Source organism: Asticcacaulis biprosthecium C19 (assembly GCF_000204015.1).
GTDB classification, from domain to species: Bacteria; Pseudomonadota; Alphaproteobacteria; order Caulobacterales; family Caulobacteraceae; genus Asticcacaulis; species Asticcacaulis biprosthecius.
The window spans coordinates 650,956-663,531 of the sequence record NZ_GL883078.1; the positions used below are offsets into that span (position 1 = coordinate 650,956).

Below are 12,576 nucleotides of genomic sequence, written 5' to 3' on the forward strand. Positions count from 1 at the left end.
CACGATGAGTCAAGGTCATCGTGGATTGGTATTATGCTGCCTTTGATGCCGTCATTGCTTTTTGAAGCTTTTCGAACGCGCGGACCTCGATCTGGCGCACGCGCTCGCGCGACACGCCGAAACGTTCGGCCAGGTCTTCCAGGGTGGTCGGGCTGTCCTTCAGACGGCGCTCGGTCAGGATTTCACGCTCGCGGGCGTTCAATTCACCCATCGCGGCTTCCAGAAGGCCCATGCGCTGGCTGTATTCTTCCGAGTCGGCCAGTACGGTTTCCTGCGAGACCTGCTTGTCGTCGACCAGCCAGTCCTGCCACTCCGACTCACCTTCCGAAGCGCGGATCGGCGCATTGAGCGACGAGTCCGGCGACGACATGCGGCGGTTCATGTTGATGACGTCGGTTTCCGACACGCCCAGCTTGGTGGCGATCTGTTCGACCTGTTCGTGGCGCAGGTCGCCCTCTTCCAGGGCAGAGATCTCCGACTTCACCTTGCGCAGATTGAAGAACAGCTTCTTCTGGGCGGCCGTCGTGCCCATCTTGACCAGCGACCACGAACGCAGGACGTATTCCTGGATCGACGCCTTGATCCACCACATGGCGTAGGTGGCCAAGCGGAAGCCACGATCGGCATCGAACTTCTTGACCGCCTGCATCAGGCCGACATTGCCTTCGGAGATGACTTCGCCGACCGGCAGGCCGTAACCGCGGTAGCCCATGGCGATCTTGGCCACCAGGCGCAGGTGCGAGGTGACCAGCTTATGCGCCGCCTTGGGATCCTGATGCTCCTGCCAACGCTTGGCCAGCATGAATTCCTCGTCCTTGGCCAGCATCGGGAACTTGCGGATTTCCGACAGGTAGCGGTTGAGGCCGCCGTCGGGCGACAGGGCCGGAGTCGAGGACAGGTTGGACGTAGTCAGGGCAACGGAGCTGCTCATCGGTGTATCTTCGCTTTCAGGGGACCGATCGCTGAGATCGGAAGAGGAAGTCGTGTCGGTCATGAACTCAAGGCCTTGTCTGCGAAGGGAGAAACGCAGAGGGACCAAGTTCATGCCCGACAACTGCGTTCAGATTTAGGAAGGGTTTTGCCAAAAAAAAGACCCTGGCCCACCACAAAATCTAAATTGTGGCTTTAGCGTAGCACGCAGACATCGGTACCGGTTGTCACAAGACGGTGAGTGCAGTGCAACACATTGCGCGAGGTACGGTTTTAGGGTTCCCGAATGCCGTCCCAGGGCTCGCGCTTCAGGAAGTACTGCAACATCCAGACATCCTTGCGGGTGCGGCCACAACGCGGACAGTCCGCGTCATGTTTTTCGCCGGGCACGTAGAAGAAGCTGCCGTCAACGTGGTTGCGGGTATCGATATGTTTGCCACAACGCGGGCACAGGAAGAAGAACTGCGAAACGGCGACAACGAAGAAGGCGAAGGCGAACAACAGTGGCGCAACACCACTGAGGCTGCCGACAAGGCAGCCCATCAACAGGACGAAATAGATAGCGGCACGCCAGTGATAACCCGTCATCCTGCTCCGCCGATGGCCTTCCAAACGCGCATGGCCTGTTTCATCTCGGCCACGTCATGAACACGCACCATCTTGGCACCTTCCGCAACGGCATGCAAATGGACCGCGACGGTGGCCCCGATGCGCGCGTCGGGCTGTGACGGCTCTGCACCTTCACGTTCTTCCAGAGCCGCGATGAAACGTTTGCGCGACGCCGCCATGACCAGGGGAAAGTCATGGCCGGCCAGACGGCGGGTGGCGCGGATCAGGTCGAGATTATGGTCCAGGTTCTTGCCGAAACCAATGCCGGGATCCAGCCATATCCGATCCCGCGCCACGCCCACCTTGAGCGCCGCGCCGGCGCGTTCCAGCAGGTAAGACTCGACCTCGGCCGTGACGTCATCGTACCACGGGTTCGTCTGCATGGTGCGTGGCTCACCTTTCATATGCATCAAAATGATATCGCCATCCAGCCGCGCGGCTGTTTCCAGACTCTCGGAACTGTACGTTAGGCCACTGATATCATTCCAGATTTTTGCGCCGGCCTTGAAAGCCTCTTCTGCGACTTCCGGTTTGAAGCTATCGATGCTGATAGGGATATCGGTCATGGCTGACAGGGCCAGGATCAGCGGCACCACGCGATTGATTTCTTCTTCAAGGGTGACAGGCGCGGCGCCAGGCCGGGTGGATTCACCCCCGATATCCAGCACGTCGGCACCGTCTTCGATCAGTTGCTGGGCGTGGGCCAGGGCGGCTTCGAGTCCAAAGTGGCGGCCGCCATCCGAGAAGCTGTCCGGCGTAACATTGACCACGCCCATGATCAGCGGGCCCTTGGCAGCATAAAGATCCAACAGCAAACGCGTACTCCCTTTTCAGGGGAAAATTACCTTGATTCCTGAAACAAGGAACTCCCCTGTTTTCGGGGGACCGGATAGGCTGCGAAGAGTAGGAAAGCGTGTCCACAGATTACACAGATTTCACAGATTAAGACGCTGAATAATCTGTGAAATCTGTGTAATCTGTGGACCTACTTTACTTTTCCTATCCGCTTGATCTCCCAGTTGAGCTCGACACCCAGTTTCGTCAGGACGTCGGCGCGGACGGCCTCACCCAGGCCTTCCAGATCCGCCGCTGTTGCTTCGCCGGTATTGATCATGAAGTTGGCGTGCAGTTCCGAGAACTTTGCGCCGCCGTGAAGCTTGCCGCGCCAACCGGCTTCATCAACGCATTGCCAAGCCGAGCGGCCCTGTGGGTTCTTGAACGTGGAGCCACCGGTCTTTTCACGGATCGGCTGGGTCCTTTCACGGCGGCTGGTAATCTCGTCGATGCGCGCCTGTACCGCGACAGGATCGTCAGGGGTGCCGCGAAACGTCGCCTGCATCCAGACAATATCGCCGGGGATCTGCGTATGACGATAGGTAAAACCGAAATCCGCGTTTTGGAACTCACGGCGCGCGCCCGTCCGATCATAGCCCCAGGCCGAGACGAGAACGTCCTTGGTCTCGCGGCCGTAACAGCCGGCGTTCATGGTCAGCGCGCCGCCAATCGTCCCGGGAATACCGGCGTAAAACTCAAGCCCTGCCAGTCCGGCCTTGGCGGCGGTACGCGCGACCATTGAATCGAGCGCGCCCGGCCCGGCGGTGATAAGCTCACCCTGGACACTAATTTCAGCAAAGGCCTTGCCCGCCAGCCGGACGACAACGCCGTCGACGCCGCCATCGCGGATGATGACGTTGGACCCGACACCGAGATAAATCACGGGAACAGCCGGATCGAGTGCCCGCAGGAAGTCGCTCAGGTCCTGCGGATCGGCCGGAATGAACAGCACCTCCGCCGGCCCGCCGACGCGGAACCAGGTAAACGGCGCCAGCGCCGTGTCTCGGGCGATCTTGCCGCGAACGGTGGGAAGGTTGTCACGCCAGGCCATAGCTATTTCCGTTGCTCCACACCTAGTTCTATCAATCGCACACAAAGCGAGCGGGCAAGTTCCTCATGGTCGATCAACCAATCATATTCACGTCCATTGACCATGAAACCTATGGCCCCATCCCGGATAAAGTAATCAGCCAGGGTTCGGCCTTCCGCAAACAGGTAGCTATCGGGGTTAGCGATGATCGCCGCCAGTTCCGGAGATAGCGGCTGGCCTCCGGCCTTCCGCTTCATGCCTTCAGCGCTTCCAGTTGCCCCGGCAGGGCATAGGCCCACTGGGTGATGTCGCCGGCGCCCAGGCAGACCACCAGGTCGCCCGGCCGGGCTTCGGCAGCAACCAGTCCCGCCAGGGCCGCCGGACCGTCGAGCGCGACGGCGTTGCGATGGCCGAAACGGTGCAGGCCTTCGACGAGGGCGGTCTTGCTGACGCCATCAATCGGGGTCTCGCCGGCGCTGTAGACATCGGCGACGATGACCGCGTCGGCATCGTGAAAGCATGACGAGAACTCGGTCATCAGGTCGCGCAGGCGGGTATAGCGGTGCGGCTGGACCACCGCGATAACCTTGCCCTGGCTGACCTGACGCGCGGCCGTCAGCACGGCGGCGATTTCAACCGGGTGGTGGCCATAGTCGTCGATGATGCGGATGCCGTCGACCACGCCTGTCGTCGTAAAGCGACGCTTGACCCCGCCGAAACCGGCCAGACCGGTGCGCACGGCATCTTCGGTCACGCCCAGTTCACGGGCGATGGCTATGGCAGCGGTGGCATTGCTGACATTGTGGTTGCCGGTCATCGGCAGGCGGATCTTTTCCCAGGTGAAGGGTTCGACACCCGTGGGCGAGAACTGGACGTCGAACAAGGCGCCTTCCGGGCCGAATGAGATGTTCAGGCAGCGGACCTCGGCCTGGGGGCTGACGCCATAGGGGATCAGGCGGCGGTTCTCGACCTTGGCGGCCAGGGCCTGGACTTCCGGATGGTCGATGCAGACAGCGGCGAAACCGTAGAAGGGGATGTTTTCGACGAAATCGACAAAGCCCTTCTTGACTGCTTCGAAATCGCCCCAGTGATCGAGGTGTTCGGCGTCGATATTGGTAACAATGGCCAGGGTCGATTTGAGTCGCAGGAAGGAGCCGTCGGATTCGTCGGCCTCGACCACGATCCAGTCGCCGTCGCCGACCTTGGCATTGGTGCCGTAGTTGTTGATGATACCGCCATTGACCACGGTCGGGTCCATGCCGCCGGCGTCCAGCAGGCAGGCGACCATCGAGGTGGTGGTGGTCTTGCCGTGGGTGCCGCCAACCGCGATCGAGAACTGCAGCCGCATCAGTTCGGCCAGCATTTCGGCGCGGCGGACCAGCGGGATGCGGCGGCGGCGCGCCTCCATCATCTCGGGATTGTCATGCTTGACGGCGGTCGAATAGACTAGGGCGCAGACGCCGTCGCTGACGTGTTCGGTGGCGTGGCCGATGAAGATCTTCGCACCCAGCTTTTCCAGGCGTTCGGTATTGGCCGACGCCTTGGCGTCCGAGCCTTGCACCTGGTAGCCGATCTTGAGCATGATTTCGGCGATGCCGCTCATTCCGATGCCGCCAATGCCGACGAAATGCACCGGGCCGAGGTCGAACGGGGTGGGGCGGATTTGGGACAGAGAGGCCATAGGGACAGGTTCACGCGCGACAAAAGGGGGGAAGGATTACGCGCTTTATACTACGCTGCCTTGGCTGTCACGGGGCGTTTTCAACTTGGTCGCAGAGGCGTTTCATGGCACCATGCGACCGAGGCTAAAGGTGCAGATGATGGACAGGATTACGGTGTCTCTGGACGACGGCAACAGCGATTGGGTGCAGCAGCAGGCCGGCAGCAGCGCGGACGCCTATGTCAATGACGTGCTGCGCAGGCATCAGGAACGCAAGGCGGCTGAGGCGGAATTGCGGGACTTGATACAGGAGGGGCTCGACAGCGGGGTGGAATACCGCTCGCCGCAGCAAATCATGCAGGACGTCAGGGAGCGACTCAAGCGCGATGGCGTACAGATTAAGCCGTAAGGCGGGCGCCGACCTCGATAATGTCTCCGACTATTCGATGCGCGAATTCGGTTAGCGACAGGCCGATTCTTACATGTCAGGCTTGGTCGACGTCTTTGAGATGTTGACGAATAATCCTTTGGCTGGAAAAGCGCAGCGCAACGTCCAAGATGGAGTGCGCTGTTTCGTTCATGCCAGTCACTCCATTTTCTATGTTCCAGCCGAGGGTGATATACTGATTGTTCGTGTCCTGCACCATGCACAGGACCCGCTAAGGCACCTCTGACGACGTCTCGATCAGCATGCTGGTCGTCCTGTGACATGAGGGGTTTAGATTCGCCCCCCGGATGAAATCGGGCGCCCACGCCACACCCCATTAATGATTTGTTAACCACGTTGTCTTTTGGCGACTCCGCCTGTACGTTTTCCACTGAGTCTGGTGACGTCACCGGAGATGGTTTCTGGGGCTGAATGTGGTAGCCAAGGTATGGATATACAGTCTCGGCTGGGGGATCCTTGGCCTCTGCGTGGCTCTGGCCTTGCCGCGTCGCGCCGAGGGCCTGGAGACCATGTTGCGCAGTCAGGTCGAACAGCGCCTGGCCGCTCAGGGGCTGGGCGGGTTCGAGGTGCGGATGGACGGACAGGCCACCACCCTCGCCTATCGTGACGATGGTTTTGGCCAGACCGCCGCGTCAGGCGAAAGCGCCCGCGACCGGATGCTCCGCGCTGTCGCTGTGGCCCGCGGCGTCACCGGCGGCCTGCCGGAAAGCCAGATCTATGGCAGCCTGCTGATGGGGCCCGTGACGCGCGTCCGCATGGACGAAGGTTCCGTCGACCTGATGCAGGCGCGGCTGGACGGCGCCGCGACCCAGACCGCCGTAACCGAGCAGGTCTTGCAGGCTGCGGAAGACTGCACGGACCGGGTCACGGCGGCCGTCGCCGACCGGCGCCTACAGTTCATCTCAGGCAGCGCCGAACTGACCGGCGATAGCCAGGCCATCCTGATCGACATCTACAACACCATCCAGACCTGCCCGCAGAACCTGGCCCTCAGCGTCGAGGGCTATACCGACAATGTCGGTCAGGACAACGACAATATGAAGTTGTCGACGGCCCGTGCCGAAGCCGCCGCCTTTGCCCTGATCGATCTGGGTCTGGCGCAGGCTTCGGTCAGTTCGCGCGGCTACGGCGCTCAGAACCCGATCGCCGACAATACCAGCGAAGACGGCCGGGCGCGCAACCGCCGGGTCGACTTTATCCTGCGGCCGCGGGACGAGCCGGAGGGGCCATAATGCTGTATTTAATTTATGATCTTCGCTGGCTTCTGCTTGCCGCCCTTTTGCTCGGGGCGGTGTTCGGCTTTGCCGCCCATCGTTGGGGGCGCTGACATGCTGTGGCTGTGGCTGCAATCGCTGGTTCTGATTGCCCTGACCTTTTCGCTCGGTCTGGTGCTGGGCCATGTCGTGTCCGCCTTCACGCGTCAGGCGCGTCCGGAACCGGTTGTGGAGACGGCATTTGACACGCCTGAACCGTATGCGCCGTATCACGGCTACGATGTTGAGCCGCAACCTGTGCCGGCTGTCGCTGAACCGCTTCCGCCGCGGCCGGAGCCGGCCGCACCCCCGCGAAGGATCAAACCGGCGGTGCTGTTCCCGATCAATCAGTTCGGCATTGTGACCGTGACCCAGGCGCCGGCGATCTGACCGCGCCATGAAGCCGCCGCAGTTGTTTCCGACAACGGGTCGGCGGGAATCGCTGTAGGGTTCGCATCATGAAAAAAAGCATGATCCATTTGGCCGGTTGGGCGGCCTTGCTGGTTGTCGGGGTCATTGCCCTGTCCACAACCAAGACGGAAACGGAAACACGACTGAAAAGTGAAGCCGCGGCCAAACTGACCCAGGCCGGCGTCACCGGTGTAACCGTGACGGCATCGGGGCAGGACCTGGTGCTCAATGGCAAACCCGACAAGATTGCCGCCGCCCAGGCCGCGTTGAAACCCGACGGCTTCTGGACGGGGCCGGTCGTGGCCGTGAGGGTCATGACGGCAACGACGGTGGCGACGGCCAGTCCTGCGGTTGCCAGCGAAAGCGTCAGCGCGACACAAAGCGTCAGTTCGAGCTCGGCATCGACCTCAGCGGCTGCGACATCATCCGCGGCCGCCACCGTCGCAGAGCCTGCGCCAGCAAAACCGCTCAATCGCGCCGGTCAGCGCTGCCAGGACCGGATCAACTCTGCGGTCGCCGGCGGCGGTATCGGCTACAGGTTCAACGCCTACGAACTGACGCCGCAAGGCGAGCGGACCATGCGCGAGGTTCATCGCGTGCTGAAGCGCTGCCCGGCGGAGGTGAAACTGACCATCACCGGCTATACCGACAATGTCGGCGCCGACGAGGTCAACAAGTCCCTGTCGGCCGGACGCGCGGTCGACGCCATGAATGCCCTGACCGCCGCAGGCTGGCCCGACGATAAGGTCACGGCCGTTGGCGCCGGCAGCGCCGATCCGGTGGCCAGCAATGCCACCGCCGCGGGGCGTAAAAAGAACCGCCGCGTCGTCTTTACCCTCAGTTCCGCGAGTTAGGCCATGCTATATCTGATCTCCGAACTGCGCTGGTGGTTGTTGCTGGCTTTGGTGCTGGGCGTCGCTGTCGAATACGCCGCCCGCCGTTACGGCAAATAGGAAGGACGCGCCATGTCGATGCTGCTGAAATCCGCCGTCTTGTTGATCGCCGCCTTCCTGATCGGGCGCGGCATCGGCTATCTGCTGACCCGTCAGGCGCGCAAGCCCGCCGAAAAGCCGAAGCCACGTTTCCTGGAGAACGAAGCGCCTGCTGTCGCGCCCGTCCAGCCGCCGATTGAGGTTGAGCCGGTGTCGCTGGAGCCCGAGCCCGTAGCGCTGCCAGCGACCGGGACGATCGTGGCCAAGGCGCCGAAAGCGAAAACCAAGCCCAAGCCTGAGCCCGAAGTCGCGGCGAAAACACGTGCACGCAAAGCCGAAGCCGCCCCGTCGGTCTCACCCCTGGCGGCCATGACGCCCGACCAGGTCGAAGCTGCCGTGGCTGCTGCCGGGGTTCCTGTCGAGCCCGCCCGGTTGAAGACTGCGGACAAGGGCAAGCCTGATCCGCTGCTGGATATCGTCGGCATTGGTCCGGTCAATGAGGTGCAGCTTCATGCTCTGGGGATTTATCATTTCCGCCAGATCGCCGCCTGGACACCTGAGAACATCAAGTGGGTGTCCGAGCGCATCAAGTTCCCCGGCCGGATCGTTCGCGAAAACTGGATGAAACAGGCGGCGGAGTTTGAGGCGGCGAAGAAGGGGTAGCGAATGCTACATAAGATCGGTACTTGGATAGCAGTGACAAGCTTTCTCCTAACCGCATCCGTAGCGGTAGCTTGGGAGGACCGGTACTTTATCATCTACTTTTGGCCGAACCAACATCATCTGAACGAGGACGCTCTTGCGGTCGTCGGTGCCGCGGCGGAGCATTACAAGCTCAATTCGAAATGGTCTGGCAGATGTTCCCCTCCCATCATCAAGCTAGACATTGCCGGGCATACCGATACGGTTGGAGATGAAGCGGAAAACCTTCAATTGTCGCAGCGACGTGCATTTCAGGTGGCTGACGAACTGGTCAGGCTGGGCGTTCCAAAAGCGATAATGCAAATAGGCGCTAAGGGTGAGGCCCAGCTTGCCGTGAAAACGGATGACGACGTTAGGGAACTTCTGAACAATCGCGTTTCGATCGACTACTATTTTGAAGATCGCCCACGCGACTGCTGGGAAAAGCGCCAAAATCATTGAGGTTGAGAGGGCGGACAAACCGGTACGGCTTCCGCGACCAATAACCTACTTCCTAAGTTGCCCCAGATCGCGGACGGCGCCGGTGTCGGCAGAGGTGACCAGGGCGGCATAGGCCTGCAGGGCCGCCGAAACCACGCGGTCACGGTTTTGCGGCGTGTAGGCCTCCTTGCCCCTCGCCTCTTCTTCGGCGCGGCGGTCGGCGATTTCGGTTTCGGAGATGGCCAGTTGGATCGAGCGCTTCGGAATATCGATCTCGATCCTGTCACCTTCGCGGACCAGGGCGATCAGTCCGCCCGACGCTGCTTCGGGTGAGGCGTGACCGATCGACAGACCTGAGGTGCCGCCCGAGAAACGGCCGTCGGTCAGCAGGGCGCAGGCCTTCCCCAAGCCCTTCGACTTGAGATAGGTCGTCGGGTACAGCATTTCCTGCATGCCCGGACCGCCCTTGGGGCCTTCGTAGCGGATGACGACGATGTCGCCTTCGACGATCTTGTTGTTCAGTATGGCCACCGTGGCCTCGTCCTGGGATTCGAAAACGCGCGCCGTGCCGTTGAATTGCCAGATCGATTCATCGACCCCGGCGGTTTTCACGATACAGCCCTTTTCGGCGATGTTGCCGTACAGAACCGCCAGGCCGCCGTCCTTGGTGAAGGCATTTTCCTTCGAGCGGATCACGCCGCCGATGCGGTCGCGGTCCAGTTCGTCCCAGCGGCGCTCCTGCGAAAAGGCCTGGGTGGTGCGCACGCCGCCTGGCGCCGCTTTGAAGAATTCGGTGACCTCTTCGTCATTGGTCTGGCGGATGTCCCAGTAGCTGAGGGCATGGGCCAGGGACGGCGAGTGGACGGTTTTCGATTCCGTATGCAACAACCCGCCGCGCGCCAGCTCACCCAGGATTCCCATGATGCCGCCGGCGCGGTGGACGTCCTCGACATGGACATCGGACGCGGCCGGGGCGACCTTGCAGAGGCAGGGCGTCACGCGCGAAATGCGGTCGATATCGGCCATGGTGAAGTCGACGCCGGCTTCCTGGGCGGCGGCCAGGATGTGCAGCACGGTGTTGGTCGATCCACCCATGGCAACGTCTAAAGCCATGGCGTTCTCGAACGCTTCTTTGGTCGCGATGTTGCGCGGCAGGACCGAGGTATCGTCCTTTTCGTAGTAGCGCTTGGTAATGTCGACGATCAAACGGCCGGCCTGTTCGAACAGGCGCTTGCGGTCGGCGTGGGTGGCCAGGGTCGTGCCGTTGCCGGGTAGGCTGAGACCCAGGGCTTCGGTCAGGCAGTTCATCGAATTGGCGGTGAACATGCCCGAACACGATCCGCAGGTCGGACAGGCGGCTTCTTCAACGGCCTTGACCTGGGCGTCGGAGATGCGGTCGTCGCCGGCCTGAATCATGGCATCGATCAGGTCGAGCGAATGGGTCTGGTTGACGCCGTTCTCATCGGCCCACACCACCTTGCCGGCCTCCATAGGACCACCGGAGACGAAGACGACCGGGATATTGATGCGCATGGCGGCCATCAGCATGCCCGGCGTGATCTTGTCGCAGTTGGAGATACAGACCATGGCGTCGGCGCAGTGGGCATTGACCATATATTCGACGCTGTCAGCGATCAGGTCGCGCGACGGCAGAGAATACAGCATGCCGCCGTGCCCCATGGCGATGCCGTCATCGACGGCGATGGTGTTGAATTCCTTGGCAACGCCGCCGGCGGCTTCGATCTCACGCGCGACCAACTGGCCGAGGTCCTTGAGGTGGACGTGGCCGGGCACGAACTGGGTGAAACTGTTGACGACGGCAATGATCGGCTTGGAAAAATCGGCGTCAGTCATGCCGGTCGCCCGCCAGAGCGCCCGTGCGCCCGCCATGTTGCGGCCAAAGGTGGTGGTGCGGGAACGATAGGCGGGCATGATGGTTACCTGTGAAAATACTTGGCGCGACAGGGGTTTGCGCTTTTGGGTCCTATATAGTCTTGAACGTCGGGATGGCAATAATCGAATGCGTTGAATGACTTCATCGCTCCCTCTCCCCACCTGAGGGGAGAGGGCTGGGGTGAGGGGTTGGTTCGGTTGGAAACCGTAGAAGCCCAACGTCCTCAACCCCTCACCCGATCGCGTTCACTGCGTTCCGCTCTCGTCCTCTCCCCCAGGTGGGGAGAGGGAAAGAAGAAGAAATTCCGTATCTTCAGGCTTCTAGCAGCAGCTTTTTTTTGGCCGCAGGGGCCATCCAGCGCAGGATATCCGGCAAAAGCGTTCCGCCATGTTGATCGGAGTGGCCGCCGTCGCCCCAGACATATTTCAGCTCATACTTGGCTGGCCCCAGGTTCCATTTCTCAGCATTGGCATTGGCCCATTCGATCGACTTGACCATCTGCTGGTTGGCCAGGAACCAGTTGCCATGCTCGTTATCCAGGTCGTTGGAACCGTCCTGGATGAAGATGCGGATCGGGCGAATCTTCGACTTACGGATCAGGCCTGGATAGGTGTCGCCGCCAAAGCGCGCCGGCTGACCGTCCGCCGCCGGACGATAGGCGATCGAGGTGTAGGAACCGATCAGTGAAATGACATTGCCGAACGAGTCTGGCCGGTTCCACGCCACGGTGAAGGCGGCAATCGCGCCGGAAGAGGTGCCGCCGATCATGCGGTGGCGCGGATTGTCGCTGAAGGTATAGGTTCTCGAAACCTCAGGCAGCAGTTCTTCCAGCAGCATGCGGGCATAGGTGTCATCCACCACGTCGTATTCCTCGGCGCGGTGGTCCGGGTTCGACATACCGAGATTGTCGGGATAGTGTTCGCTCAGGTTCCCCGGGGTGACGAAGATGCCCAGCGTCGGGGCGATGTCGCCCTTGGCAATCAGATTGTCGAGCACCGCCGGCACGCGCAGCGAGCCGTTGGGGTTGGTGGCGCGCTGACCATCCTGGAAGACCAGCAGGTTGGGCGGGGTTTTCGGATTATAGCCGACCGGGACATAGACCCAGTAGCGCCGCACGGTGCCGGCGATAATTTTCGAATGGAATTCGTACGGCCCCAGCAACTGCCCCTTCTGGACGCCGGGTTGTTCCAGCGAATCGGGGGTAAAGGCGTATTCGCCTGATTTGCGCGGCTCGTCAGCCAGGGCAGGCGATGCCACGGCCAGTACGGCGGCGGCCAACAGGATACGGATCATGGTCTCTTCCCTCTTGAGTTCTGTGACTCTTTTAGAGCGGTAGCGAGACTGAAACAGCTTCTCCTCCCCTGCTTGCGGGGGAGCGGGGCGGCCCGTGCCGTGGATCATGGCGCAGCCATGAGACGGAAGGGGCTATTCCACTGATAGTAAAGCCCCTCCC

14 protein-coding genes and 1 pseudogene are annotated in these 12,576 nt (G+C 61.4%); 7 read left to right on the forward strand and 8 right to left on the reverse strand.

What is annotated here, in order from left to right; translation table 11 throughout:
* Window positions 1-31 precede the first annotated feature (31 nt).
* The 6 genes from rpoH to murC form a co-directional block, all read right to left on the reverse strand.
* Complete coding sequence (rpoH, locus tag ABI_RS13400) at window positions 32-931, reverse strand: RNA polymerase sigma factor RpoH (RefSeq protein ID WP_006273550.1); 900 nt, start codon at window positions 929-931, stop codon at window positions 32-34.
* Between the two features lie 272 nt (window positions 932-1,203).
* Window positions 1,204-1,518 carry a hypothetical protein gene (locus ABI_RS13405; protein ID WP_006273551.1) on the reverse strand — a complete coding sequence of 105 codons (315 nt, stop codon included), beginning with the start codon at window positions 1,516-1,518 and terminating at the stop codon, window positions 1,204-1,206.
* Window positions 1,515-2,354, reverse strand: coding sequence for a dihydropteroate synthase (folP, locus tag ABI_RS13410; RefSeq protein ID WP_006273552.1), 840 nt, complete (start codon window positions 2,352-2,354; stop codon window positions 1,515-1,517). The genes ABI_RS13405 and folP overlap by 4 nt, the downstream gene beginning before the upstream one ends.
* A gap of 170 nt (window positions 2,355-2,524) precedes the next feature.
* Window positions 2,525-3,424, reverse strand: coding sequence for a UDP-N-acetylmuramate dehydrogenase (murB, locus tag ABI_RS13415; RefSeq protein ID WP_006273553.1), 900 nt, complete (start codon window positions 3,422-3,424; stop codon window positions 2,525-2,527).
* A gap of 2 nt (window positions 3,425-3,426) precedes the next feature.
* On the reverse strand, window positions 3,427-3,660 hold the full coding sequence (locus ABI_RS13420) for a hypothetical protein (RefSeq protein WP_006273554.1): 234 nt from the start codon (window positions 3,658-3,660) through the stop codon (window positions 3,427-3,429).
* Complete coding sequence (gene murC, locus ABI_RS13425) at window positions 3,657-5,084, reverse strand: UDP-N-acetylmuramate--L-alanine ligase (protein ID WP_006273555.1); 1,428 nt, start codon at window positions 5,082-5,084, stop codon at window positions 3,657-3,659. The genes ABI_RS13420 and murC overlap by 4 nt, the downstream gene beginning before the upstream one ends.
* A gap of 139 nt (window positions 5,085-5,223) precedes the next feature.
* Here murC and ABI_RS25960 point away from each other — a divergent pair, with 139 nt between their 5' ends.
* The 7 genes and pseudogenes from ABI_RS25960 to ABI_RS13455 all read left to right on the forward strand — a co-directional run bounded on the left by ABI_RS25960 (window position 5,224) and on the right by ABI_RS13455 (window position 9,250).
* Entirely contained in the window at window positions 5,224-5,472 is a 249-nt protein-coding gene (locus ABI_RS25960) for a ribbon-helix-helix domain-containing protein (RefSeq protein WP_211211168.1), read from the forward strand.
* 70 nt (window positions 5,473-5,542) lie between these two features.
* Window positions 5,543-5,737 (forward strand): annotated as a pseudogene (locus ABI_RS26665) (type II toxin-antitoxin system RelE/ParE family toxin); the annotation flags it as partial.
* Window positions 5,738-5,924: 187 nt separating this feature from the next.
* Window positions 5,925-6,743: an OmpA family protein gene (locus ABI_RS13435; protein ID WP_157138894.1), complete on the forward strand. Its 819-nt coding sequence runs from the start codon at window positions 5,925-5,927 to the stop codon at window positions 6,741-6,743.
* A 96-nt stretch (window positions 6,744-6,839) separates the two neighbouring features.
* A complete protein-coding gene (locus ABI_RS13440) occupies window positions 6,840-7,154 on the forward strand; it encodes a hypothetical protein (RefSeq protein WP_006273559.1) in 315 nt (104 codons plus the stop codon).
* Window positions 7,155-7,222: 68 nt separating this feature from the next.
* Window positions 7,223-8,029 carry an OmpA family protein gene (locus ABI_RS23740; protein WP_006273560.1) on the forward strand — a complete coding sequence of 269 codons (807 nt, stop codon included), beginning with the start codon at window positions 7,223-7,225 and terminating at the stop codon, window positions 8,027-8,029.
* A 111-nt stretch (window positions 8,030-8,140) separates the two neighbouring features.
* Window positions 8,141-8,770 (forward strand): helix-hairpin-helix domain-containing protein, encoded by a 630-nt coding sequence (locus ABI_RS23745; RefSeq protein WP_006273561.1) that lies wholly within the window; start codon window positions 8,141-8,143, stop codon window positions 8,768-8,770.
* A 3-nt stretch (window positions 8,771-8,773) separates the two neighbouring features.
* Window positions 8,774-9,250, forward strand: a complete 477-nt coding sequence (locus ABI_RS13455) for an OmpA family protein (protein WP_050808296.1) — start codon at window positions 8,774-8,776, stop codon at window positions 9,248-9,250.
* A 45-nt stretch (window positions 9,251-9,295) separates the two neighbouring features.
* On the opposite strand, the gene ilvD is transcribed toward ABI_RS13455, so the two are convergent.
* Window positions 9,296-11,161: a dihydroxy-acid dehydratase gene (gene ilvD / locus ABI_RS13460; RefSeq protein ID WP_006273564.1), complete on the reverse strand. Its 1,866-nt coding sequence runs from the start codon at window positions 11,159-11,161 to the stop codon at window positions 9,296-9,298.
* Between the two features lie 274 nt (window positions 11,162-11,435).
* Window positions 11,436-12,416, reverse strand: coding sequence for an alpha/beta hydrolase (locus ABI_RS13465; protein ID WP_006273565.1), 981 nt, complete (start codon window positions 12,414-12,416; stop codon window positions 11,436-11,438).
* Window positions 12,417-12,576: the final 160 nt, after the last annotated feature.